Origin of the sequence: Aminipila sp., assembly GCF_032051575.1 — a bacterium.
In the GTDB taxonomy this organism is placed as follows: domain Bacteria; phylum Bacillota; class Clostridia; order Peptostreptococcales; family Anaerovoracaceae; genus Aminipila.
In genome coordinates this window covers 35,131-59,440 of record NZ_DAMBYD010000005.1, presented here as the reverse complement: position 1 = coordinate 59,440, position 24,310 = coordinate 35,131, and the positions used below count along the sequence as shown (strand labels likewise).

Sequence of the window (24,310 nt, the reverse complement as noted above, 5' to 3'; positions counted from 1 at the left end):
TAAAATAAATTTGTTCTAATTATACCTTTTATGCTATAAATACTGAATATATAATAACTGCAGCACCTAACACCCATGTATAATATGAAAAATAACATAATTTCTGCTTAGAAACAAAAGCAATCATTGCTTTAATTGCAATTAAACCTGATATAGCCGCTACTACTACGCCTGCAACAATCGGAATGATAAGTGTCATATCCATACCATCTTTAAAAGCTGCTGGAGCTTCTAAAATGACTGAACCTAGAATTGAAGGAATGGAAATAAGAAATGCATATTTAACCGCAAGTTCTCTATTTAATCCGCAAATCAGTCCACCAAACAAAGTAGAACCTGATCTTGATATTCCTGGAGTAATAGCTATGCCTTGGCATATACCCACAAGAACTGCATTTCTAAACTTCATTTCTTTGATACCTTTTCTATTCAAATTTAATCTCTCTGCAATCCAAAGAATAGTACCAGTTACAACTAATCCGATACCAATAGGCAATAATGTAGTATAAAAACTTTCAAATAAATCATTAAATAAGACTCCAATTATAGCTGTTGGTATAGTTGCAACAATAATCATATACCCAAGTCTTCTTGTCTGATTTTTCTTTGTCCCAAGTCCTTTTCCTGTAAAAATATCTCTTATTACATAACAGAGTTCTGCAACAAGTTCAACAATATCTCTCCAATAAACAATAAATACTGAAATCAATGTGCCTAAATGTAGCAAAACTGCAAAGGACAATACGCTTTCGCCCTCAATTCCAAAGAAATATTGTAACAATGCAAGATGTCCTGAACTGCTTATAGGCAGAAACTCTGCCAACCCCTGTACTAATCCTAGTATAATAGCCTCAAATAATGTCAATTTAACTGTCCCCTTTCAACTTATAAAATTCAACATAAATGATATGTCATGCCAGTGCATGATTCAATGTTGATTTCATTGCAGCAAAGCTGCTTCAATCAAATTAATATTATAACATAAAAAAGAGGATTTTCAAAGAAAACCCTCTCAAAATTAACCAAATTAATTATTATTTTATTTAGATTGAATATAGCCTTTAGCTGTTAATGTTTCTGCACAGAGAACTGCACCACCTGCTGCTCCACGCACGGTATTATGTGAAAGTCCCACAAATTTAAAGTCATATACATGATCTTCACGTATACGGCCAATGGAAACACCCATACCGTTTTCATAGTCAACATCTGATTTAACCTGTGGTCTGTTATCTTCCTCCATATACTGAATAAACTGTTTGGGAGCGCTTGGCAAATCAAGTTCCTGAGGAAGTCCCTTGAAGTTTTTCAGCTTTTCAATAAGCTGCTCTTTGGTTGGCTTCTTCCTAAACTTTACAAAAGCTGCCGCAGTATGCCCATTCAATACTGGGACTCTTATACACTGACATGTAATAACTGGTTCTGCAGCTTTTTCAATAACACCATTTACAACCTTACCCCATACTCGAAGCGGTTCCTGCTCACTTTTCTCTTCTTCACCGCCAATGTAAGGAATAATGTTTTCTATCATTTCAGGCCATTCAATAAAAGTTTTTCCTGCTCCGGAAATTGCCTGATAGGTTGTAGCAACTACTTCATAAGGCTCAAATTCCCTCCATGCACTAAGTGCAGGAACATAACTCTGAATTGAACAGTTTGGCTTAACTGCAATAAAACCATTTGTGGTTCCAAGACGCTTCTTCTGATGCTCTATGACTTCAAAATGCTCTGGATTAATTTCAGGAATGACCATAGGTACATCTGGAGTCCATCTATGTGCGCTATTATTTGAAACTACAGGCGTTTCTGTTTTTGCGTAAGCTTCTTCTATTGCTTTAATTTCTTCTTTAGTCATATCAACTGCGCTAAAAACAAAGTCCACCGTAGATGCAACTTTTTCTACTTCGTTAACATTCATTACTACTATTTTTTTTACTGCCTCAGGCATCGGTGTGGTCATTTTCCACCTTTTACCTACAGCTTCTTCATATGACTTACCCGCACTTCTTTCGCTTGCGGCTACAGTTACCACTTCAAACCACGGATGATTCTCCAAAAGAGAAATAAAACGCTGCCCTACCATCCCTGTTCCACCAAGAATTCCCACTTTCAATTTCTTGTCCATTTTCTTACTCTCCTATACATATTATATATTGAAATTCTAAAATTTATGCAATTTCACTATTTTTCGCTGTTAATTTGTTATTTTATCACAACTTTTACTTGTATTCAATATATTTTAAATATTATCTTTATTTTTTATAGTATTTTAAAACTTTTAGATTGACATTGAATATATTGAAATAAGAAAGATTATATTTTTTTATAGGTATAATGAAAGGATGATTAGGATATGACACTTTTCACAGGTGCCGCTGTAGCACTTGTAACGCCTTTTAAAAAAGGTAATGTAGATTTTGACACTTTAAAAAAGCTTATTGACTGGCAGATTGAAGAAGGTATTGATGCGATTGTAAGTTGCGGCACTACCGGTGAGGCTTCCACTTTAAGTGACGAGGAACATATTGAAACAGTTCGTTTCACAGTTGAACATACTCAGGGAAGAGTACCTGTAATTGCAGGAGCTGGCAGTAATGACACAAGTCACGCAGTCTGGCTGTCACAACAATTGGAAAATGTTGGTATTGACGGTCTTTTACTGGTTACACCTTATTACAATAAATGTACACAAAAAGGTCTGATTAGCCATTATAAAGCTATTGCAGACTCAGTTAGTTCGCCATGTATACTCTACTCAGTCCAAAGTCGCACTGGAGTAAATATCACTCCTGCAACCGTTGCAGTGCTTTGCACTCATCCAAATATCGTTGGAATAAAAGAGGCAAGTGGTAACATTTCTCAAGTAGTAGAAATTGCAAAATATATTTCCCCAGACTTTGCACTTTATTCTGGCAATGATGATATGATTGTTCCCCTTTTGTCTATGGGAGGCTTAGGTGCAATATCAACAGTTGCTAATATTATTCCTAAAGATACACACGAAATGATAACAGCATACTTGCAGAATCATTCAAATAAAGCCCGAGAAATGCAACTACGAATGAAGTCTCTTATAGACGCCATGTTTATAGAAGTCAATCCTATACCTGTAAAGGCAGCGTTAAATATGATGGGTATGATAGAAAAAGAATACCGTATGCCTTTATGCGAACCTGAAAATAAAACCTTATATCAAATAGCTAACGAATTAAAAAATTATGGTCTAATAAATAATAATATCTGATCAAAAAAGCAAATAACACCGGACGCATGTCCGGTGTTAAAATTTTGTTTGTGTTTACTTTTTTACGCTTACGCTTCAGAAGCAACAACTTCCTTACCATCGTAATAATTGCAATTCGGGCAAACTCTATGTGGAAGTTTTGGCTCGTGGCACTGAGGACAAATTGAAAGTCCAGGTAATGCCTTCTTCATGTTTGGTGATCTTCTCTTGTCTCTTCTTGCTTTAGATGTTTTCCTCTTTGGAACTGCCATTTTTTACACCTCCTTTTGCTCGTGTCTCTTTGTATTTATCTCATCACAAAACTATTTGTGATAAATGCAACTACTAAAGTATACCTTTACGAGACACATATGTCAACAATTATTTTAAATTCTTTGTGATTTCAAATGTATCTCTTGCAATCATAAGTTCTTCATTTGTAGGAATAAGGATTACTTTAACCTTTGAATCATCTCTACTGATAACCATTTCCTTACCTCTAACTTTGTTCTTAACAAGGTCAAGCTTAATTCCAAGATTTCCAAGATCATGACAGATAACATCTCTCATTTCAATTCCATTTTCCCCAAGACCAGCAGTAAATACGATTGCATCAACACCATTCATTTCTGCAATGTAAGCACCAATGTAGAATCTAACTTTATGAGCAAATACCTTTAGGGCAAGTTGTGCTCTTTCGTTACCTTCTGCTGCTGCATCTTCAATATCTCTAAAGTCACTGGATATACCTGAGATTCCTAGAACTCCAGATTTCTTGTTTAAGATTTCATTAGCCACACCAGCTTCTAAACCTTCTTTTTCTCTGATATAAGTAACGATAGCAGGATCAATATCTCCTGAACGTGTACCCATAACAAGTCCTTCAAGTGGAGTGAATCCCATTGAAGTGTCAATACACTTACCTCTCTTAATAGCAGATACGGATGCGCCATTTCCTAAATGACAAGTAATAATCTTTAAATCGTCAAGTGAACAGTTCATAATATCAGCAGCTCTTTGAGCTACATACTTATGGCTTGTTCCGTGGAAGCCATATCTTCTGATACCATGCTTCTGGTAGTATTCATAAGGAATCGCATAAATATATGATTCAGGAGGCATAGTCTGGTGGAAAGCAGTATCAAATACGGCTACCATCGGTGTCTTTGGCATTAATGTCTGACATGCTGCAATTCCCGCTAGATTAGGCGGATTATGAAGAGGTGCTAATTCAATGCATTCTTCAAGCGCCTTAATTACCTTCTCTGTAATTAATACTGAATGTGCATACTTTTCACCTGCGTGTACAACTCTGTGTCCAACAGCCCCAATTTCATCCATTGATTTAACTACACCGTGTTCTTCACTCTGAACTGCTTCAAGAACATGTCCAATAGCATCCTTATGATCGTTCATAGGTACTACAAGCTTAAACTTGTCCATACCAACTTTTTCATGTGTTATTACTGAACCTTCCATGCCGATTCTTTCTACAAGACCCTTACATAAAAGAACTTCATTTGTCATATCAAGAACTTGATATTTTAATGATGAACTTCCGCAATTAATTACTAATACTTTCATCTCATTTCCTCCGTTATATATATATAATTTTTTAAACTGTTAAACATAACTCATAACATTATACTCCCTTTCAACGATTTTTCAAGTATATTCATCAGGTTTTGCAATATATATACATAATACTACAATAGACTTTTATTATCGTATTATCTCAACCGATATTTTATTAGCTTACATATTTATATTGTTATTTATAATTAAATTTAAATGTGATAATATACAAATATGAGAGTTTTAGGAATAATAGCTGAATATAATCCATTTCATAACGGCCATCTATATCAATTGCAAAAATCTATTGATATGACTGAGGCCGATTTTGTTGTTGCAATAGTCAGCGGCAGCTTTACACAAAGAGGCGAACCTGCTATTGCTTCAAAATGGTCAAGAGCAGAAATGGCTGTCAGGAACGGTATCGATTTAATTATAGAGCTACCTTTTGTTTTTGCCTGCAATAACGCTGAATACTTTGCAAAAGGTGCAATTGAAATATTAAACAGACTAGGATGCGTAACACATCTATCTTTTGGAAGTGAGTCTGGCGATTTAACCCAGCTAAAAACAGCAGCGAACTTTCTTTCCTACGAAACGGATGAATTTAAAAACAATTTAAAAAGCAACCTTGATGCAGGTCTTTCCTATCCTAAATCCCGATCTGAAGCAGTAAAAGTTACTCTTGGTGAACAATATTCTAATCTAATGGTAGATCCCAACAATATTTTGGCCATTGAGTATTTGAAGCAGCTTCATTTGACTAATAGTGACATAATTCCAGTTACTGTAAAGCGTTACATCGCTGATTACCATGATAAAAAACTTATCGGTAACATAGCCTCTGCTTCTGCTATAAGAAAAGCCTTAATTGGCAATGAATTTAATGCTGACATAATAGAAAAATTCATTCCCCAGGAAACGTTAGATGTCTTAATAAAGAATTGCAATCATTCATGTTTAATTCATTCAAATTTTAAATTTGATGAACTTTATTACAACATGGTGACCTCAAAAATCCTTACAACTAAATGTTCTGATTTAAAAGAAATATTTTCAGTTGCAGAAGGGCTTGAAAATAAACTTAAAGAAACCATTCGAATTTCAAATAATCTTATAGAATTAAAAGATCATCTGAAATCAAAACGCTACACGGCAACTAGAATCAGCAGAATATTAACGCATATAGCTATGGGTCTTACTAAAACTGATTTCAATGATATTTTAGAAACCAATGAATATTATGCTCATATTTTGGGTTTCAATAAAAAAGGAGCAAAACTGCTTAAAATCATAAAAAATAGTGAAAAAGCAACGCTCCCATGTATTACCAATATAAATAAAGAATCCGACAGTTTAAGAAAATGTCAATTATTATTAAGTTATGATCTTATTGCTTCTGATTTTTACAATCTGTTGTCAGGCGAAAATCTTTATAATAATTCTGACCAGCTTCATAAACCTTACATGGAATTATACTAGGTCATTATAACATGATTTGGGTTAGAATATACGCTAGCCCTCCTGCTATAGCACCATGACAAATTTTAACTAATAGCAAATATGAAAACCTCACATTTGTACCTTCCAGCATGCTCATAGACTGTCCTATTATGGATAGTCCACCAAAAGAAATTAGAATACAGCATCCAATGGTCTTATCAGCTAAAGGAATAGCCATCGTACCACTTATAGACGAACAACCTACCGTCATTTCCAAAATTCCTTTTATAAGACCTACATAATAGGGATTACTTATTCCTTCTAAGATACCTGACAGCTGCATAATGTCTGTAATCATCATGAACATTACAATATAAGCCAGAATAATCCCTAACGACTTAAATGAAGTAATTATGGAATTAGTAAAAGCTTCTAAATAATTATCATTAAATCCATTCTTTTCTATTCTTTGTTTCTTAGAATACCTATAGTTTCTATATTCTTTACTTAATGCACCTATTATTACTGAAAATAGCACTCCATTTAAAATAGCACCACCAAAATGAGCTATTGCAATAATGCTTCCACTGGTATTATTGCCAATCATAGATGCTCCAACCGCGCCAACTATAAAAGCTGGTCCCGAAGTACTACAAAAGCTCATTAACCTATGACACTCTATACTTGGAATATAACCACTTCTTCCCATATCTCCAATTACTTTTGCACCCATAGGATAACCGGATAAAGCACTTAAAGAAAAGGTAAAACAACTTGGGTTTAAATATCTGGTTATACCAATACCATTCATAAAATTAGCACAAATAAAAAATGGAAGCATAGCTGGTAATATGTTATTTGCCCATATTGCTATACCCTTTTGTGCTGAAAATAAGGCTATCTCGGGAAATGCCACCATAAACACACATGCAAATCCAGCCGACAATACAGCTATTATATATCTAAATTTTAATCTTATCGCTTTTACAGCAAAAAAAATATTATCCATGATAAATCTTATGAATTCACCACAGATAATATACGTTGTTATACTATTAGTTTTTAGACATCCTTGTCCATTTGAGTCTTATACGCTAAATCTTTTATTTCACTTCTGTTTGAAGCAAGAGTTGCATTAACGCTCTGAAAGGTATTTTCCATTTTATTAAACATATCTGCAAAATATGTAGCATTTAATTGGTCCATCTTATCTTGAAAATTGAACAAAATGCTGTCTATGTAATCAAAAGTATTAATTTTAAGCTGCTTACAATTTTCTTCAGCAATACGCATGATTTCATCTGCTCTCATCTTAGATTTTACTACAATATCATCATTTTCAACCAGAACTTCAGCCTGTCTTTTAGCATCAGTTATAACAGTCTCGTATTCTTTCTTTGCTTCTTCCAGAATTCTTTGACGTTCATCCTTTATCCATTGTGCCTGCTGAATTTCATCAGGAAGCTCTACTCTTATTTCTTTAACTATTTCTAAAATTTCTTCTGCATCAACCATAATTTTTCCTGTTAAGGGAAAGCTTGTGCTAGTATCAACAATTTCTTCTATTTCATCTAATAATTCCAATACTTTCATTGAAATACCCTCCTGTTTTTCTCTCGTAAATTATGTAAATTATTTATACTTCTTTTTCATATAATCTAATACACCATCTGGTACTAAACCTTCAATTTTTCCATTAAGCATAAATACTTCTTTTGCCATGCTTGAACTTAAAAATGAAAATTCTGGACAAGTCATTAAAAATATTGTCTCAACATTTTCATCATACAATCTTGCATTCATTTGCGCCATTTGAATTTCGGATTCAAAATCTGTAGTTGCTCGAAGACCTCTTACTACAACGTCAAATTGCTGTCTGTTTACATATTCTGCAAGCAAACCTGTAAAATCATCTACTTCCACATTATCAAGATGAGAAGTCGCCTGTTTAATAAGCATCTTTCTTTCATCTACACTAAAAAGCGGATTTTTGGAAGGATTTGCTATCACTCCTACTACTAATTTATCGTATAGCTTTGAAGCCCTATTTATTAAATCTAAATGTCCATTTGTTATAGGATCAAAAGATCCTGCATATAATGCCTTTTGTTTCATTAACGTGCCCCTGACTATTTTTTGCTATCAAATATTGTAGCATATTTATCCATAAATTGATACTGCTATTTTCCCATATCTCTTTTCTTTAATAATTTGATATTTACCTATTGTTTCAGGCAATTTTTCCTGCAAACTATGCTCTGCAATAATATACCCATCTTCTGTAAGTAAATCAAAATCATTTATTCGTTGTATGCATGAAACCATTAAACCATCTTTATATGGTGGATCTAAAAAAATAATCTGTGCCTTTACTGGGATGCGCTTTAGAACCATTTCATAATCCCCTGCAATTATAGTTGATTTATCTTGAACTTTACATGTATTAATATTGTCTTTGATTAAAATTAAACTGTCTTTAGACTTGTCCCCAAAATAGCAGTGCTTGGCCCCTCGGCTAATTGCTTCTATTCCTAAATTACCTGTACCTGCAAACAAATCAATGACAACTTCATCATAATAAGAATCTGCAATCATACTAAAAATTGCTTCTTTAACTTTATCTGACGTTGGTCGAACCTTTTCATCTTTAGGACTTGCTAATTTTCTACCCTTTAAATCACCCGCTATTATCCGCAAATATAATTCCTCACTAACTTTTAAATTTCCAGTCTTTAAATCATATTTAAGACTTACGTCTTATTATTTTACCATTAAATAAAGAAAATATCTACTGTAATCAGTAGATATTTTCCTTTTCTAATGAAATGTTATTAACTTGGTTATCGGTTATTTTCCTGATAACTGCTGTTCAGCCATGTCAACTAGCTTCTTTGTCATATATCCGCCTACATAACCGTTCTGTCTTGCTGTAAGGTTACCCTTATCCATGCTGTCATAATTAGTCATTCCTAATTCAGAAGCAACTTCTGTCTTCATGTTTTTTAACGCTGGCTTGTAACTCTTATTCATTTTGTCCTGTAATGTCATCTTATACCTCCATCTCGGCTTTATGTGAATTCTATCCACTTTGCCGTTTGAAAATTTTACAGTTAAATGGTCCTATTTGAAAAACATTTTCAAATAGCCATCCGCTGTTTACGTTATTAATTTATCCCAAGGAGGTTTTTATATTCGATGTAATAATTTCATATGATGGTTGGTTTTGGATTAAATGCTTAATACTGCATCTTCCCCAAAAAGTCGTACAGTTTTCAGCTTAATTGCTGCCATTTCTTCAGTTAAAAGTTTTGGATCTTCTTCTAAAATCGATTTTGCTTCTTCTCTAGCTATGTTAAGTATTTTAATATGACGGATTAAGTCTGCCAATTTTAAATCTGGTATACCATGCTGCCTTACTCCAAAAAATTCACCAGGGCCTCGAAGTTCTAGATCTTTTTCTGCAATCACAAATCCATCTGATGTAGAAACCATAATATCTATCCTTTCTTTTGATATAAGAGTTTTTCCTTTTGATATTAAAATACAGTAAGATTGATGTTTCCCTCTTCCTACTCTTCCTCTTAATTGATGCAGCTGTGCTAATCCAAACCTTTCTGCATTTTCTATCAGCATAATTGTAGCATTTGGAACATTGATTCCAACTTCGATAACAACTGTTGAAACCAGAATATTAATGCTCCCCTCATAAAATTTTTGCATAATCTCATCTTTTTCAGCCTGTTTCATTTCTCCATGGAGTATTGCTACTTTTATATCATAAAAATCTTTTTGCAGCTGTTCATAAAGCTCTTCGGCTGAAACTACATTTTCTACGGATTCCGATTCCTCAATTAGTGGTGCTACCACATAAGCTTGTCTGCCTTTTTCAATTTCCTGCCTTATAAAAGAATAGGCTCTTCCTCTATTATTTTCATCCACAGAGTTTGTAATTATTTTCTGCCTGCCTGGTGGAAGTTCATCTATAATGGATATGTCTAAATCCCCATAAATAATTACAGCTAATGTCCTTGGAATAGGTGTAGCGGTCATAACTAATATATCTGGATTATTTCCTTTTTGCGCTAATACGTTTCTTTGGTTCACGCCAAACCTATGTTGTTCATCTGTTATGACCAGTCCTAAATTTTTAAATATAACATTGGGCTGAATAAGTGCATGAGTACCCACTAAAATATGTATTTTCCCTTCTGCCAACTGCTCTAGAGTATCTTTTTTATTTTTAGCAGACATACTGCCCGTTAATAATCCCACTTTTATATCATGCTTGTCAAATTCCTCTGTAAGCCCCTCAAAGTGTTGTTTAGCAAGTAATTCTGTTGGTGCCATAAAAACACCTTGAAATCCATTTTTTACCGCCTTATATAGGGCTATTTCAGCTACAATGGTTTTACCTGAGCCTACATCTCCCTGTACCAGGCGATTCATAACTTTATCAGATTCCATATCCTCATTTATTTCATTAACAACTTTTTTCTGCGCATTAGTAAGACTATAGGGTAATCCTCCGATAAATTGTTCTAGGTTTACTTCTCTACTAAAGCAAATTCCTTTTTCCTCTGAATTTATCTTATTATTTATTGATAAAAGACCAATTTGCAAAAAAAGAAATTCATCAAATATCAATCTATACTTTGCCACTTTCAAATGGTTTTTATCCTGTGGAAAATGAATATTACTTAAAGCATATCTTATATCACACAATTTGTTCTTTTCAATAATATTTTTTGTTAAGTGCTCTTGAAGTTGTGTAACCAAATTCCTAACTATACTTTGCCACTTGTACATATCAGCCTGGGATATTCCTGCGGTCAGTGGATATATTGGTATAATTCCCTGTTCATTATCTTCTCCACTTTTAAAAAATTCAGGATGAATCATTTTAGTCTTTCCATATTCAATGGTTACCCTGCCATAAAAGGTATATTGATCTTCAATCTGGAACTTATCTATAAGGAATTTTGCATTAAAAAATACAACTTCCATTCCGCCGCTATCATCTGTCACAAGTAATTTTAAATTTTGTTTTTTTCCATATCCACCTTTTACTTTTAATTTTACTTTTCCCTGAACTAAAGCAAGAGAGCCGTTCTCCAGCTCTCTAATTTTTCTAATCTGCCTTCTATCCTGATAATCTCTAGGAAAGAAATACAAGAAATCTTCAATTATAGTTATACCCATTTTCTTTAAAGCTTCAGCTTTTTTAGGACCTATCCCCTTAATTGCATTAACTTTATCGTTAAGATTCATACTACTATCTCCTAACTTCAATATTTCTTCTTGCAATGTTTTTTGAAATCATACCTGTAACAACAATTGCTACACTGTTAGGTTCTATAGATGTCAGTTCATAAACTTTATCGTGTATGTCATTAATTAAAGTGTTGGTTACCATACCTATACTAGTCCCAAATTTTACTACAATATAAAGTTTTATATCTAACCCTTTTTCTCCCATGGTTATTTCCATATTATTTATATCATCTGTTACACCGATTTTAGCTGCAAAAGTTGTTGCCTTATTTTTATAATTAGAAATTAGCACTTTACCATTAAATGGGAACACTGTCTCCGTCACTATTTTAGCAATAACAGCTTTTTCTATAATAATGCTGCCATTTTCAGTTTCCTCTTTATATAGCAACTTTCATTCCTCCTATCGGTTCTTAAACGTACATTAAAAAATCACTGTTATTTTATCACATTCCTTTATCAATTAAAACAAATAACAAATATATTTTATCTGCACCATTTTCTTTTTATATGCATATAATATATAGGGGGCAAAATAATGGGAAATAAACAATATGGATGTAGCAAGCCTACAAAATATAATAAATGCTGCAAGAAAAGTGACGCCAAACATTTAGCTTTTATCATGATTGTTTTTGGTCTTGTGTCAGTTTGTGCTTTTTTTCTTCCTATTAAAGCCTGGATTCTGCTTTTAGGTGGTCTTCTGATTTATTGTGGCTGTAAGCTAAAGTAAATACATTATTTAAAATTTATACTACATAAAAAAAGACCTGCTATAAGCAGGTCTAATTTATTTTGCATAATTAGATGGCACGGTTAACTTTGTTTGATCTGATGCATCTTGTGCATACGTTAGCTCTTCTAACAGTTCCGCTTTCATTAATTCTTACTGTCTGAATGTTAGCATTCCACTTTCTTCTTGAATGTCTGTTGGAATGGGATACATTGTTTCCAGAAACCTGACCCTTACCACAAATTTCACACTTTCTTGACATCTTGCCGCACCTCCTTTAAATATCTTAAGCAATTAAGCATTTTTTCGATTATTTCGAGTGAACTCGAACAAACGATATTATAGCACAAGTTATACCACTTGTACAATACTTTTTTACATTTTTCGTGAATTATTTTTATTCAGCTAGTACTATATACCCCATTTTTCTAGTTAAATTCATATCGATATATCGTTGATTTCTGCTTCCTCTAAAGTTTAATGCTAAATCTTTTTCAGCAAGCATAAATTTACCATCGATTAGATAATCTGTCAGTAATAGTAACTCATTAATGGATTCATTATTTTCTGCCATAATTTGCAACTCTTCAAAAGTATAACCCGAAAATATAACAATATCAAGACTTCTTTTTTTTATTTCTTCAGCCAATGTTAAAAACTCCGCTGGCTGGCACATAGGATCTCCGCCACTAAATGTTACTCCTGCGAGTAATGGATTTTTATCAATTTCATTAAGGATTTTTTCTATGGAACAGTCATATCCCCCTTTGAAATCGTGAGTTTCAGGGTTATGACAGCCCTCGCATTTATGTGGACATCCCTGACAAAAAATGGTAAACCTAATACCGGGTCCATCTACTATAGATTCTCTAATTATTCCGGCAATACGAATACTAGATTTTCTCCATTTTTCCGGTTGTGACATCATGTTTCACTCTTTCTTTTTCTTCAGCTTGCTTTGCATTATTAAATCGATCTACTGTTCCCACAAGGTAGCCTGTAATTCTTCTTATTCTTTCAAAGCCAGAATCCCCATCATCTTCTTTTCTATGGCATAATGGACATTCATTGTCAATAATCCCTGTATAACCACAAATAGGATCTCGATCTACTGGGTGATTGATAGAACCATATCCAATTCCACTTTCTTTCATGCATCTCACCACTTTTTCAAATGCATCTAAATTTTTGCATGGATCTCCATCTAATTCAACATAAGATATATGTCCACCATTTGTAAGTGAATGATAAGGAGCTTCTAACTTAATCTTTTCAAAGGCTGAAATATTATAATAAACAGGAATATGGAAAGAATTCGTGTAATAATCTCTGTCCGTTACGCCTTCAATAATACCATATTTTTCTTTATCCATCCTTACAAATCGTCCAGACAATCCCTCTGCCGGAGTTGCAATCAGTGAATAGTTGAATCCAGTTTTCTTTGTTACTTCATCCATCCTCTTTCTCATATATCCAATGATGTTAAGTCCAAGATTCTGAGCTTCTAAAGTTTCACCGTGATGGTTTCCAATTAATGCTTTCAAGCATTCTGCCAATCCTATAAATCCAACTGTCAAAGTTCCGTGTTTTAAAACTTCCCCTACACTGTCATCAGGCTTTAATTTTTCAGAATCAAGCCATATACCTTGTCCCATTAAGAATGGATAATTTTTAACTTTCTTTGAAGCCTGTATCCTATACCTTTCCATAAGCTGATCAACAACAAGTTGTAATTTTCTTTCTAAATCTTCAAAGAAAATATCTACATTACCATTAGCTTTAATAGCTAATCTAGGAAGATTAATAGACGTAAAGCTTAAATTACCTCTTCCTCCTACCACTTCTCGCGTTGGATCATATGCATTTCCAATTACTCTTGTACGGCATCCCATATAAGCCACTTCTGTATTTATATCGCCTGGCTTATAATACTGTAAATTAAACGGTGCATCTATAAATGAGAAATTAGGGAATAATCTTTTTGCAGAAACTTTGCAAGCCAGCTTAAATAAATCATAATTAGGTTCTCCAGGATTATAGTTGATACCTTCTTTAACCTTAAATATATGAATAGGGAAAATTGCAGTTTCACCGTTTCCAAGCCCTGCTTCTGTAGCAAGCAGAATATTCTCAATAACCAGACGTCCTTCAGGCGTAGTATCTGTGCCATAATTTATTGAGCTGAATGGGATCTGTGCTCCCGCACGGGAATGCATCGTGTTTAAATTATGAACAAATGCTTCCATAGCTTGATAAGTTGCTCTCTTTATTTCCTGATCTGCATATTTTTTAGCTTTTTGCTGAAGCTTTGTTATATCATCAGAATTAACTTTTTGTGCCAATAATTCTGCTTCTTTTTCTTTATAATCATTATCATCTGCCATAATAGGAGAAACACTAAACTTTTCTTCAATTTCATGACCAATGTTTTTTGCAATTTCCACTCCTTCTTCAATATCATAAAGGATGTTCATAAGTTTTCCTAGGTTATTCCAATATAATTTCTTATATGTTTTTTTAACGCCATCTGCCATACCATAATCAAAATTCGGAACGCTTTGTCCTCCATGCTGATCATTTTGATTTGATTGGATTGCTATACAAGCTAATGCTGCATAACTCTGAATGTCATTGGGCTCTCTAAGGAATCCATGCCCTGTAGAAAATCCGTTTTTAAAGAGATTTTTTAAATCAATCTGGCAGCAAGTAGTAGTTAGTGTTAGAAAGTCTAAATCATGAATATGTATGTCTCCCTCTATATGTGCTTTAGAATGAGTAGGATTTAATACATACATTTCATAGAACTGCTTTGCACCTTCAGAACCATATTTCAACATAGTTCCCATAGCTGTATCACCATCAATATTGGCATTTTCTCTTTTAATGTCGTTTTCTTTAGCTTCTTTAAAAGTCAGGTCTTCATAAATCTTCATTAACCTTGTATTCATTTCCCTTATTCTTGTTCTTTCTGCACGATACAAGATATATTCTTTTGCAGTTCTAGCATGTCCATTTTCAATTAAAATCTTTTCTACAGCATCTTGTATTTCTTCTACAGTTGGAGATTCAGTATGTTTTACTTCAACAAGATATAGTTCAGCTTGTCTTGCTAAATATCTTGCCATTTCAAAGTCGTTTCCGCCTAAAACCTGTGCAGCTTTATAGATTGCTTCTGCAATCTTATCTATATCAAATTTAGCCATACGACCATCACGTTTCCTTATCTTTTTTATTACATCCATTCTTTATCTCCTCCTGTTAATCCTTCCAAAGCAATAAAAATGTGAAAGCTTACTTTTTAAGGACTTTACAATATTTATTGCTATATTTATGTATAGTTGCTATAAACTGTACCATATCTAGTGCAGCCACAATAAAATTATACCTACTAATTATTGAAAGTCAACAAAAAATTCCGTCGTAATTGTTAAATAATTTGTCGTTTTTTCTGTAACCCTTTATATACCTTATTTAAAGGACCAAAAAAAAATCACATAAAAATAACACAGAGTAACTCAGTGATTCTTTAAATACAACTAGTTTGTTTTTACTCTGTGTTCTACGCATTATTCTATTCCTTACACACACTATATATAGTATATATTATACTCATCTGTCGTGGATTTTTCCATAATACTCCGCGCGAAGCAAAGCCAGCAAATGTAAATCATAATATCTGCCATTTTTCTTGCAGGCATTTCGTGCAAGACCTTCATGTTTAAATCCTAGTTTACCATATAATGTAGCTGCAATATTATTTCCTTCAAAATGATCCAGGGTAACTCTTTCCATATGTAGATTCATAAAACAGTACTCTAATATAAGTCTGAGTGCTTCTTCTCCATACCCTTTACTTCTATTTTCTTTATTCCCTATGTAAATTCTAGTTATATCCAGAGAATCACTCTCTACATCAATTCTACTAATAAATATGCGTCCTATAGGAATCTCTTCCTTCGAGCATATGGTATACTGTAATTTTGTTTTGTCAAATTCTCTTGCAAAAAATTCCCTTACAACATCTTCATAAGTTCTATCTGAATTAATGCTGAAAAATTCCGTAACAGAGGGTTCTGTCTCCCATTTTATAAACAATTCGCAGTCACTGAAAATGGTTGGCCTTATTATTATATTCTTAGATTCCATGTATATATCCTCCTCTCAAAGTTTACAAAATTACTCTTTAATTATGAAGTTTTTATTAAATCACTGTAATTTTTTTTTACACTATGTTATTATATTGAAGCATAATATCATTATAATGTAAAAAATATAAAATATAAAGAGCATAATGAAATATAGGAGTAGTTTATGAAAAAAATAATTTCTTTAATTCTAATAATCATACTAGTACTATTGTCTTGTACTGGTTGTAATAAAGGCGAAACTCAATTTGAGGAAAAATTAGCAACTGAGCTAAATGCAATTTATGAAGATTTACTGGAAAAGCTTCCTGATACAACGAATATAGATGCACAAAAGGAATATCTTCTAAAATGGGCAAGTAACCATAAGGTACCCGTTTCTTATGATAAACAAAATAATATCATTATGTCAAAGAAAGCAACAAAGGGCTATGAAGATGCACAAAGTACCATTTTACAATGTCCAATAGGAGTTGGTGAACCCTTTGAACAATACCAGCCTATGGCAACCGCTTTATATTTAATTGATAAAGTTGAAAAACATGGTTTTATTCGGGTTGTGTTTACTACAGCCACCGAGAATGAATTAAGCGGTGCAAAGACTATAAGTACTAATTATCTTGATGGAGATAACCTAATAAATCTTACATGGGCAGAAAAAACAACGTTCACTATAGGCAGTGCAGGTACAACTGAATATGATTTTTCAAAACAATTACAATGGATTGAACCTACTTATCCTAAAGCTTATGAAATATCTATAAAGGGTTTAAATGGCGGCAGCTCAGGTGTTACTTCAGGTAGTCACCCAAATCCAATTAAAATAATTGGAGATTTTCTAGCTTCTGCTAAAAGTAAAGGCGTTCTTATAGAATTAGCTTCTTTTAACGGAGGTGAAACTGCACGAAATTACCCTTCAGAGGCAACAGCTGTTGTATTAATCAATGACAATGATGTAAGCAGATTCGAAAAATGGTTTGAAAATGATGCATCAAAATTTGAGGACAAGTATAATGATACAGAAGAAAATTACACGTATACTATGACCCCTATAGCCTCTCCTCAATTTGTCATTTCTAAAGATGACAGTACCAAGGTATTCAGTTTATTATATACTATGATAAATGGTATCTATTTAAAATCGGATGAGGGTGAAATAGTAGCAACATCAAATATTGGAACCATTAGAACAAGTACTGGTAATCTTGATGTAGCAATTTGTGCAAGAAGTCAAAAAGAAGATACTTTGCAAGAGATTTCATCCACTTTTGCGGTTATTTGTGGATTGAATGATGTTTCATATAAAGTAACAAATCAATCCCCTATTTGGAATAAAAATGAAGAAAGTCCTTTACTTCTAAGGTTATCTGACGTATTCATTAGTAATTTTGATAAGGAAATAAAAAATAAAACAACCATGAAGGATACAGAATGTGCCTTATTTAAAACACGTAACCCAAATTTAGATGTCATATCCATGAGCGTAAATTTTGAAAATGGAATTACTGAAATCGAAGCACTTCAGAAATATATCGAATCTTTAAATGTACCTTGGAAACCTGCCACAGAAGAGTCTCAAGAATAAGAAACAAAAAAGCCTGAAACTTTTATAAATAAAGGTTTCAGGCTTTTTTGTTTCTTATTGAAGACTTGCCCATGTCTAGAGATTTTTTAATTTGCGACCTTGAGCTGTTCTAAGATTGAAGTACAACCTTCCTATAAAATCATCTGATTCATCATCACTTTTTAATGCTGCTATTGCATATGCAAAGCTAATATCCAATTTTTTATCTTGAACCACCAAAGGAGTCTTCGTCACTTCCTCATGAACATCTTTACAAATCTCTTCTACTTCCTGCGATGTTTTATTAATAAAAAACATACCCATTTCATCTGGCCCTAACCGCCCTGCCATTCCTCCATGAGATATAGCACACTTTTCCATTATACCCGCAACATACTGCAATACTTCATTTCCAACATTGTAACCATATAAAGAATTTATTTGCGTATAGTTATCTATATCGATTGCAGCGCCTGTTAAAGTATTAAATGCAACTTCTTTTTGTAAAAAATTATCCAGATAGTTCTTTATGTAATCAAGATTATATAAACCGGTTAATATATCTCTAACGGCTAATTCATTAAACTGAGAAACTATATTTTCCACATTTTTATTCTCAGAGCGATAATAATTAAACCCAAGCATACTGGAGGTTATGTCTTTTACTAATTCTAAGGCTAACATTCTGTCCTGAATTTTAACAGGCTTTGAAATGATTAGCATAACTTTTCCATACATAAATTCTAATTTTACATACTGTCTTTGTTTAACACAAGAATGCCTTGCGACACAGTTAGGGCACTCTTCTTTTCTATCCCAAAATATATAGCAGCGCCCTTCTTGTATGTTTAATTTATTATCTTGGTCATATTCAAATACTTCATGAGTTTTAGGATCTACTAACCTGTAAAAATCAAATATACTTTCACCTGTACAATATAGCTTTAGCGACTCATTCATTAGTTTAAACTCAAACATAGCTTTCTCCTTTTTTCATACAATAATATATTCAACTCTCTTCTTATATAGATTTTATCATATATACAAGATAAGGTCTAAAAAATTTTAAATATTTTGAATAATTTGTCATAGTAATCTGTAAATACGCTATTTTTTCTCCAGATAAAAGTCATATCATGTTGTATTTTGAGGTCTTTTAAATTAATTTTTCTAAGCGTTTTGTCTTGTAATTCCTTTTTTACGGCAGCCTCATATAAAAAAGTTACGCCACAATCCTGCTCTGTTAAATATTTTATTACATTCATGTTGCTAATTTCTACTTTATTTTTAAAATCATTTAGTGAGTAATTCTTTCCTTCCAATGTTTTCTCCAGAATTTCCCTTGTACCTGAACCATCTTCCCGTACAATAATAGTTTCATCAAATAAATCTCCAACTAATTCAGGCTGTTTTTTAAATTTATGTTTTGCTGCACATACGGGAATATAGTTTTCTCTTGAATATAGTCTGTGATCATATTCATTTTTAGTAAAATACCCCTCGACTACTGCGAAATCAATTATACCTTTATCTAATTTTTCCAACAGTTCACTTGTATTGGCTACCAGCATTTTCAAAGATACATTATGATTTTCTTTTAAATAATTGCAAACTTGTTCCGGTATTAAAAATTCACCAATGGTTAATGTAGCTCCAAAAGTAATATTTTTATTTTCAGTTAATCCTAATCTAATTTGCTCTTTTAGATGAATTTCATCATGTTTCATAGTAACCGCTATATCTAATAAATATTTGCCTGCTTCAGTTAACTTCATCTTTTTTCCTATAAACTCAAACAATTTTGTTTTATACTCATCTTCAAGATAATGGATATGCTGCGAAACAGCTGGCTGAGTAATATTTAATTTGTCTGCTGCCTTAGTAAAATTCATAAATTCACACACAGTTATAAAAGTTTCAATTCTAAAATCCAACATATTATTCCCTCACTAAATAACATTCTATTATCTACATATTTTACCACTAATCTGTCAAAATACCATAACAAATCATTATCTTTATATAATTTATTATAATTTTACTTAATAATATATTCTTGCTATACTAAAACAAACAACAGAATTTAATTAAAAGAGGTAGCATATGAACTTTATTCAAAAAAATTTAAAAGGAATTTTATTATGTATAGCAATTGCTGTACCATCCTGGTTCTTAGGAAAGTATTTTCCTATTATTGGCGGACCTGTATTTAGCATTCTTATCGGCATGATTATTACATTATTTTTAAAATCGAAAGATAACTTTCAATCAGGAATCAACTTTACCTCAAAAAAAATACTGCAATATGCAGTCATTTTATTGGGTTTCGGCTTAAATTTGTCTGTAATATTATCCACTGGAAAACAGTCATTACCAATTATAATTACAACTATTTCAACTTCACTAATTATTGCTTTCCTGCTACATAAAGCCATGAATATATCTTCAAAAATTTCTATATTAATAGGTGTTGGCTCATCAATTTGTGGCGGTTCTGCAATTGCTGCAACAGCCCCTGTTATAGATGCTGATGATAATGAAGTGGCTCAATCCATTTCTGTAATATTCTTATTTAATGTAATTGCAGCACTTATTTTTCCAACTTTAGGCTCAATCCTGGGTATGTCCACTGAAGGTTTCGGTTTATTCGCTGGTACAGCCATTAATGATACTTCTTCAGTAACTGCAGCAGCCACAGCATGGGACGGCATTCACGTGGGAAGCAATGCTTTAGATATAGCTACAATCGTAAAACTAACAAGAACGCTTGCTATTATTCCCATAACATTAGCCCTTGCTTTTTTGAGAACAAGAAAAGAGAAAGCCTTAAATTCTAAAGTAAATATAATAAAGATTTTTCCATTCTTCATCATATATTTTTTATTTGCATCTATTGTCACAACGATTTTCAATCTTTCACCTGAAATTACAGGTCCAATTAAAGAATTAAGCAAATTTTTTATCATTATGGCTATGTCAGCAATTGGCTTAAACACAAATATTGTAAATCTGATAAAAAATGGCGGCAAACCTATTTTCATGGGCTTATGCTGTTGGATTGGAATCGCACTAATAAGTATACTAATTCAGTTTGTACTAAACATTATGTAAAATTAACTCAGGAGGCTGTCTCAAATTTTTTCGAAACAGCCTCCTTTTCATAATCACTTTACGTTCTGGCACATGAATTCTACAATATTATCTTTCATTACAGGTCTGACTTGATGTTTTGTTCTTGGAACCATAATAAGCTGTACGTTTGGATTTATTTCTGGTAATACATGATTTAGCATCTTTACCCCATCACTATTTACATATCGATCAAGTTTTCCATTTTGCATAAGAATATCTACATTTTTTAACTTTTTATAATCTTTAAATGGAGAATTTATAATAATAAAATTATCTATTTTATTAATTGTATCCATATCTTCTGCTACTGTAAGCCCCTGCTTTGAACTATAAATGCTCCGACTAAGTTTGCTTCCGATTAGTTGTTCAAAATATGGCGTAGAAATAGTAGGTGCTATGGCCATTGGATGATATTTTCCATAAACCGCATAATGAAATGTAATGCATCCTCCCATAGAAAATCCCGTTATTCCTAATTTATTAACATTTACTCTATGATCTTCTGCATAATGATCTAATAGAACATCATACTCTTTAGAAGTTTTTACTATTATTTCTACTAAACTTAAGGGGTCTTCCTTTCTTTCACCATGGGCGTAAGCGTCAGGTGATACTACAAAAAACCCTTTTTCTGCCAATTGAATTGCTAATCCTATGGTTGATTCTTTTCTATTTTTGAAACCATGCTGCACTATAATGATAGGTTTTGGCTTTCCATCGTTCCTATAAGTCTCAATAACAGGAATATCTTGTACATATGTATTTGTACTTGTAACTTCAGTCACTTTCTGATTAAAGCTGTCAGGAGTTCCTTCCATATATATAAATGAACTTAGTATAAAAAGCAAACCAATTATTATGGCTATTCCTATTCTCTTTTTCATTTTTTCACACCATAAATTCTTAAAAAATGTGGCTTTGCCACTCCGTTAGGGAACCCCATGGTTCCCTTCGGCGCTCATTTTATTCGCTGAACACCTTCCTTTATGGGCAAAGAGGCTTCCGCCCCTCTGCACTTCCTTTTTTATATAATAGGAAAATCTATCAATATTTCCTATTATATAAAAAAACAGGTTTACACAGTCATCATAGCACTGTGTAAACCCATAGTCTATCTTTTCTATATCAGATTTTTCTTTTAAAATAACCTTTATCTGATTTTAAATCTTGCAATCTGATCTTTAAGTAATTGTGCCTGTGCAGATAATTCCTGACTTGTTGCAGCACTTTCTTCTGCTGTAGCTGCATTAGTCTGAACCACATTTGAAATCAATTCAATACCCGCTGTCACTTCCTCTAATGATTGCGATTGAACTTCTGTCTTTTCAGAAATTTCTCCTATAGCTGAAATAATCTCTTTTGTGCCCATTACAACATTTTCCAGAGAAGTTGCTGTAATCTCAGCAAATTTAGCCCCCTCCTGTACTGATCTAAGCGAACTTTCAATTAACCCAGTAGTATTTTTAGCAGCTTCTGCACTCTTTGATGCAAGATTTCTCACTTCATCTGCAACAACCGCAAATCCCTTCCCTGCTGCTCCAGCTCTAGCAGCTTCAACTGCAGCATTAAGTGCTAATATGTTCGTTTGGAAAGCTATATCTTCAATGGTTTTAATAATATTTCCAATCTGACTTGAAGTATTAGTTATATCATCCATAGCCTTAAGGAGTTCGTGCATCTGTTTATTACTGTTTTCTAATTCTGTTCCAACTGCCTCAGCCTTATCATTAGCATTATTGGCATGCATTGCACTTACCTTTACCTGATCTGTAATCTCCATAATTTTAGCAGAAAGTTCCTCTACCGAGCTTGCCTGTTGAATTGCTCCCTGACTTAATGACTGTGAACCATCAGAAAATTGTTCAGCACCAGTTGCCACTTGTTCAGCAGCTACTCTCATTTCATTAAAGGTTATATTCAATGAATCTAGGATTCTGTTTAAATCCAGCTTTATTCTATTGAAATCTCCCATAAATTCTGTTTGAATTGCCATATCCAGATTTCCAGATGCTACATTTTCAAGTACTTCGGATATTTCATTAATATGCTCACCTAAAATCTTGGAAGTTTCCATAAAAATTTTAGCTAGTAGACCTAATTCATCTTCTTTATAGATTATGTCTGTATTATTGTGAGAAAGGTCACCACTTCCCATCTTTTCTGCTAAATGCATTACATTATCTACTGGTGCAAGACCTTTCTTTAGTGTCATAACACTAACAAGAATAAGTACAGCTAATCCAATGGCTCCAATACCTGCTAATGCTAAAGCAATCTTCATTACTGAACTCATTGCCTCACTTTTATTTACTACAAAAGCACTTGACCAATTAACATCAGTTCCCCCTAATGTAAGTGGTTTGTGCATAACTAACGCTTTTTTTCCGTTTGAGTAAGGGTTGTTAATCTCATCTGTTATTGACTTTCCGTTTTTAACAGCTTTCTGAATTTCCTCATAATCCAAAACTGATTTCGGAACACTTCCAACAATTTTTTTATCTACAGTATTAGCCATACAAGTTCCCTGACTTGTAACTATATAACTATATGATGTCTTATACCCTCCATTCACATAACTTAGCCCTTGTATGCTATTCATATCGATATCGCAATTAGCAACACCTAAAAATTCACCATTTGCATTTACAATAGGACAACTCAAAGTAATCAACCATACTTTTTCACCTGTAGTTAATTCATACTCATAAGGTTCTGTCACATGAGTTGATAACTTTTCCTTTGCCGGCAAATAATAATCCGCAGTTCCGTAAGAATCAAAATCATTTAAGATGTCAAGACCTGAACTCGAGCCATTACGATAGACATAATACGAAAGCCCATTAGGAGTATTCGCAATAAACTTGTTTGGCTCAAAGGCAAAATACGCTGAAAATATTTTGTCATTTTTTAATACCCCTTGCAAAGACTCAATCAGCATTTTATTGGCATTTGCGCTATCCAGGGCTTGATATCTTTGAACCTCTAATGATAAAGCCTGTGAAAATATATTCATACTATCCAGATATGATAAAACTTCCTTGGCATTTTCATCCGCAATATAATTTAGTTCTTTCTCTGTCATTTTAGTTACGGTAGTACTTGTTAACCAACTCAAACAAGAACACATAACAACTATTACAATTAAGATTATAATTGCCATAGTAATAGGTATTTTTACTGACAGTCTGTTTCTCCATAAAATTTTTCCTTCATTCATCACAATT

24 protein-coding genes are annotated in these 24,310 nt (G+C 33.0%); 5 read left to right on the top strand and 19 right to left on the bottom strand.

Features of this window, described 5'->3' with window-relative positions:
• Positions 1 to 28: 28 nt before the first annotated feature.
• Together uppP and asd are read right to left on the bottom strand one after the other, a co-directional pair.
• Complete coding sequence (uppP, locus tag RTW14_RS07860) at positions 29 to 865, bottom strand: undecaprenyl-diphosphatase UppP (RefSeq protein ID WP_312649164.1); 837 nt, start codon at positions 863 to 865, stop codon at positions 29 to 31.
• Positions 866 to 1,039: 174 nt separating this feature from the next.
• Entirely contained in the window at positions 1,040 to 2,125 is a 1,086-nt protein-coding gene (asd, locus tag RTW14_RS07855) for an aspartate-semialdehyde dehydrogenase (protein ID WP_312649163.1), read from the bottom strand.
• A gap of 228 nt (positions 2,126 to 2,353) precedes the next feature.
• Here asd and dapA point away from each other — a divergent pair, with 228 nt between their 5' ends.
• Positions 2,354 to 3,244, top strand: a complete 891-nt coding sequence (gene dapA / locus RTW14_RS07850; protein WP_312649162.1) for a 4-hydroxy-tetrahydrodipicolinate synthase — start codon at positions 2,354 to 2,356, stop codon at positions 3,242 to 3,244.
• A 68-nt stretch (positions 3,245 to 3,312) separates the two neighbouring features.
• Here the strand turns inward: dapA and rpmF are convergent, their stop codons facing one another.
• Both rpmF and RTW14_RS07840 read right to left on the bottom strand, forming a co-directional pair.
• Positions 3,313 to 3,495 carry a 50S ribosomal protein L32 gene (gene rpmF / locus RTW14_RS07845; RefSeq protein ID WP_128745463.1) on the bottom strand — a complete coding sequence of 61 codons (183 nt, stop codon included), beginning with the start codon at positions 3,493 to 3,495 and terminating at the stop codon, positions 3,313 to 3,315.
• A 109-nt stretch (positions 3,496 to 3,604) separates the two neighbouring features.
• On the bottom strand, positions 3,605 to 4,807 hold the full coding sequence (locus RTW14_RS07840) for an acetate/propionate family kinase (RefSeq protein ID WP_312649161.1): 1,203 nt from the start codon (positions 4,805 to 4,807) through the stop codon (positions 3,605 to 3,607).
• 225 nt (positions 4,808 to 5,032) lie between these two features.
• On the opposite strand from RTW14_RS07840, the gene RTW14_RS07835 reads away from it, so the two are divergent.
• Complete coding sequence (locus RTW14_RS07835) at positions 5,033 to 6,280, top strand: nucleotidyltransferase (protein WP_312649160.1); 1,248 nt, start codon at positions 5,033 to 5,035, stop codon at positions 6,278 to 6,280.
• 4 nt (positions 6,281 to 6,284) lie between these two features.
• Here the strand turns inward: RTW14_RS07835 and RTW14_RS07830 are convergent, their stop codons facing one another.
• The 7 genes from RTW14_RS07830 to RTW14_RS07800 all read right to left on the bottom strand — a co-directional run bounded on the left by RTW14_RS07830 (position 6,285) and on the right by RTW14_RS07800 (position 11,903).
• Positions 6,285 to 7,250, bottom strand: coding sequence for a hypothetical protein (locus RTW14_RS07830; protein WP_312649159.1), 966 nt, complete (start codon positions 7,248 to 7,250; stop codon positions 6,285 to 6,287).
• A 53-nt stretch (positions 7,251 to 7,303) separates the two neighbouring features.
• Positions 7,304 to 7,834 (bottom strand): ATPase, encoded by a 531-nt coding sequence (locus RTW14_RS07825; protein WP_312649158.1) that lies wholly within the window; start codon positions 7,832 to 7,834, stop codon positions 7,304 to 7,306.
• Between the two features lie 39 nt (positions 7,835 to 7,873).
• Complete coding sequence (gene coaD, locus RTW14_RS07820; protein WP_312649157.1) at positions 7,874 to 8,356, bottom strand: pantetheine-phosphate adenylyltransferase; 483 nt, start codon at positions 8,354 to 8,356, stop codon at positions 7,874 to 7,876.
• Positions 8,357 to 8,401: 45 nt separating this feature from the next.
• On the bottom strand, positions 8,402 to 8,938 hold the full coding sequence (gene rsmD / locus RTW14_RS07815; protein ID WP_312649156.1) for a 16S rRNA (guanine(966)-N(2))-methyltransferase RsmD: 537 nt from the start codon (positions 8,936 to 8,938) through the stop codon (positions 8,402 to 8,404).
• A 150-nt stretch (positions 8,939 to 9,088) separates the two neighbouring features.
• Positions 9,089 to 9,289: an alpha/beta-type small acid-soluble spore protein gene (locus RTW14_RS07810; RefSeq protein WP_312649155.1), complete on the bottom strand. Its 201-nt coding sequence runs from the start codon at positions 9,287 to 9,289 to the stop codon at positions 9,089 to 9,091.
• Positions 9,290 to 9,469: 180 nt separating this feature from the next.
• Complete coding sequence (gene recG / locus RTW14_RS07805; protein ID WP_312649154.1) at positions 9,470 to 11,509, bottom strand: ATP-dependent DNA helicase RecG; 2,040 nt, start codon at positions 11,507 to 11,509, stop codon at positions 9,470 to 9,472.
• Positions 11,510 to 11,513: 4 nt separating this feature from the next.
• Positions 11,514 to 11,903 carry an Asp23/Gls24 family envelope stress response protein gene (locus RTW14_RS07800; RefSeq protein ID WP_312649153.1) on the bottom strand — a complete coding sequence of 130 codons (390 nt, stop codon included), beginning with the start codon at positions 11,901 to 11,903 and terminating at the stop codon, positions 11,514 to 11,516.
• A 147-nt stretch (positions 11,904 to 12,050) separates the two neighbouring features.
• Here RTW14_RS07800 and RTW14_RS07795 point away from each other — a divergent pair, with 147 nt between their 5' ends.
• A complete protein-coding gene (locus RTW14_RS07795) occupies positions 12,051 to 12,245 on the top strand; it encodes a hypothetical protein (RefSeq protein WP_312649152.1) in 195 nt (64 codons plus the stop codon).
• 70 nt (positions 12,246 to 12,315) lie between these two features.
• Here RTW14_RS07795 and rpmB read toward each other — a convergent pair whose 3' ends face one another.
• The 4 genes from rpmB to RTW14_RS07775 all read right to left on the bottom strand — a co-directional run bounded on the left by rpmB (position 12,316) and on the right by RTW14_RS07775 (position 16,391).
• On the bottom strand, positions 12,316 to 12,507 hold the full coding sequence (gene rpmB / locus RTW14_RS07790; protein ID WP_312649151.1) for a 50S ribosomal protein L28: 192 nt from the start codon (positions 12,505 to 12,507) through the stop codon (positions 12,316 to 12,318).
• Positions 12,508 to 12,642: 135 nt separating this feature from the next.
• Positions 12,643 to 13,173 carry an anaerobic ribonucleoside-triphosphate reductase activating protein gene (nrdG, locus tag RTW14_RS07785; RefSeq protein WP_312649150.1) on the bottom strand — a complete coding sequence of 177 codons (531 nt, stop codon included), beginning with the start codon at positions 13,171 to 13,173 and terminating at the stop codon, positions 12,643 to 12,645.
• Entirely contained in the window at positions 13,139 to 15,487 is a 2,349-nt protein-coding gene (locus RTW14_RS07780) for an anaerobic ribonucleoside triphosphate reductase (protein WP_312649149.1), read from the bottom strand. The genes nrdG and RTW14_RS07780 overlap by 35 nt, the downstream gene beginning before the upstream one ends.
• Positions 15,488 to 15,854: 367 nt before the next feature.
• Positions 15,855 to 16,391, bottom strand: a complete 537-nt coding sequence (locus RTW14_RS07775) for a GNAT family N-acetyltransferase (protein ID WP_312649148.1) — start codon at positions 16,389 to 16,391, stop codon at positions 15,855 to 15,857.
• A 165-nt stretch (positions 16,392 to 16,556) separates the two neighbouring features.
• Here RTW14_RS07775 and RTW14_RS07770 point away from each other — a divergent pair, with 165 nt between their 5' ends.
• The gene (locus tag RTW14_RS07770) at positions 16,557 to 17,975 is read left to right on the top strand and encodes a hypothetical protein (protein ID WP_312649147.1); all 1,419 of its coding nucleotides are present in this window, start codon (positions 16,557 to 16,559) and stop codon (positions 17,973 to 17,975) included.
• A gap of 75 nt (positions 17,976 to 18,050) precedes the next feature.
• Here the strand turns inward: RTW14_RS07770 and RTW14_RS07765 are convergent, their stop codons facing one another.
• A complete protein-coding gene (locus RTW14_RS07765; protein ID WP_312649146.1) occupies positions 18,051 to 18,932 on the bottom strand; it encodes a GGDEF domain-containing protein in 882 nt (293 codons plus the stop codon).
• Between the two features lie 77 nt (positions 18,933 to 19,009).
• A complete protein-coding gene (locus RTW14_RS07760; RefSeq protein ID WP_312649145.1) occupies positions 19,010 to 19,891 on the bottom strand; it encodes a LysR family transcriptional regulator in 882 nt (293 codons plus the stop codon).
• Between the two features lie 166 nt (positions 19,892 to 20,057).
• Between RTW14_RS07760 and RTW14_RS07755 the strand changes: the two genes are divergently transcribed.
• Positions 20,058 to 21,065 carry a YeiH family protein gene (locus RTW14_RS07755; protein ID WP_312649144.1) on the top strand — a complete coding sequence of 336 codons (1,008 nt, stop codon included), beginning with the start codon at positions 20,058 to 20,060 and terminating at the stop codon, positions 21,063 to 21,065.
• A 53-nt stretch (positions 21,066 to 21,118) separates the two neighbouring features.
• Here RTW14_RS07755 and RTW14_RS07750 read toward each other — a convergent pair whose 3' ends face one another.
• Positions 21,119 to 21,970: a dienelactone hydrolase family protein gene (locus tag RTW14_RS07750; RefSeq protein ID WP_312649143.1), complete on the bottom strand. Its 852-nt coding sequence runs from the start codon at positions 21,968 to 21,970 to the stop codon at positions 21,119 to 21,121.
• A 266-nt stretch (positions 21,971 to 22,236) separates the two neighbouring features.
• On the bottom strand, positions 22,237 to 24,303 hold the full coding sequence (locus RTW14_RS07745; RefSeq protein WP_312649142.1) for a methyl-accepting chemotaxis protein: 2,067 nt from the start codon (positions 24,301 to 24,303) through the stop codon (positions 22,237 to 22,239).
• Positions 24,304 to 24,310: the final 7 nt, after the last annotated feature.

Excerpts from the sequence above, each read along its gene's own strand:
- rpmB (WP_312649151.1), bottom strand. The coding sequence starts at position 12,507 with ATGTCAAGAAAGTGTGAAATTTGTGGTAAGGGTCAGGTTTCTGGAAAC.
- coaD (WP_312649157.1), bottom strand. The coding sequence starts at position 8,356 with ATGAAACAAAAGGCATTATATGCAGGATCTTTTGATCCTATAACAAAT.
- nrdG (WP_312649150.1), bottom strand. The coding sequence starts at position 13,173 with ATGATGTCACAACCGGAAAAATGGAGAAAATCTAGTATTCGTATTGCC.
- rpmF (WP_128745463.1), bottom strand. The coding sequence starts at position 3,495 with ATGGCAGTTCCAAAGAGGAAAACATCTAAAGCAAGAAGAGACAAGAGA.
- dapA (WP_312649162.1), top strand. The coding sequence starts at position 2,354 with ATGACACTTTTCACAGGTGCCGCTGTAGCACTTGTAACGCCTTTTAAA.
- asd (WP_312649163.1), bottom strand. The coding sequence starts at position 2,125 with ATGGACAAGAAATTGAAAGTGGGAATTCTTGGTGGAACAGGGATGGTA.
- RTW14_RS07770 (WP_312649147.1), top strand. The coding sequence starts at position 16,557 with ATGAAAAAAATAATTTCTTTAATTCTAATAATCATACTAGTACTATTG.
- RTW14_RS07750 (WP_312649143.1), bottom strand. The coding sequence starts at position 21,970 with ATGAAAAAGAGAATAGGAATAGCCATAATAATTGGTTTGCTTTTTATA.
- RTW14_RS07760 (WP_312649145.1), bottom strand. The coding sequence starts at position 19,891 with ATGTTGGATTTTAGAATTGAAACTTTTATAACTGTGTGTGAATTTATG.
- RTW14_RS07840 (WP_312649161.1), bottom strand. The coding sequence starts at position 4,807 with ATGAAAGTATTAGTAATTAATTGCGGAAGTTCATCATTAAAATATCAA.
- RTW14_RS07755 (WP_312649144.1), top strand. The coding sequence starts at position 20,058 with ATGAACTTTATTCAAAAAAATTTAAAAGGAATTTTATTATGTATAGCA.
- RTW14_RS07825 (WP_312649158.1), bottom strand. The coding sequence starts at position 7,834 with ATGAAAGTATTGGAATTATTAGATGAAATAGAAGAAATTGTTGATACT.
- RTW14_RS07775 (WP_312649148.1), bottom strand. The coding sequence starts at position 16,391 with ATGGAATCTAAGAATATAATAATAAGGCCAACCATTTTCAGTGACTGC.
- recG (WP_312649154.1), bottom strand. The coding sequence starts at position 11,509 with ATGAATCTTAACGATAAAGTTAATGCAATTAAGGGGATAGGTCCTAAA.
- RTW14_RS07795 (WP_312649152.1), top strand. The coding sequence starts at position 12,051 with ATGGGAAATAAACAATATGGATGTAGCAAGCCTACAAAATATAATAAA.
- RTW14_RS07835 (WP_312649160.1), top strand. The coding sequence starts at position 5,033 with ATGAGAGTTTTAGGAATAATAGCTGAATATAATCCATTTCATAACGGC.
- RTW14_RS07780 (WP_312649149.1), bottom strand. The coding sequence starts at position 15,487 with ATGGATGTAATAAAAAAGATAAGGAAACGTGATGGTCGTATGGCTAAA.
- RTW14_RS07765 (WP_312649146.1), bottom strand. The coding sequence starts at position 18,932 with ATGTTTGAGTTTAAACTAATGAATGAGTCGCTAAAGCTATATTGTACA.
- RTW14_RS07830 (WP_312649159.1), bottom strand. The coding sequence starts at position 7,250 with ATGGATAATATTTTTTTTGCTGTAAAAGCGATAAGATTAAAATTTAGA.
- RTW14_RS07810 (WP_312649155.1), bottom strand. The coding sequence starts at position 9,289 with ATGACATTACAGGACAAAATGAATAAGAGTTACAAGCCAGCGTTAAAA.
- RTW14_RS07745 (WP_312649142.1), bottom strand. The coding sequence starts at position 24,303 with ATGAATGAAGGAAAAATTTTATGGAGAAACAGACTGTCAGTAAAAATA.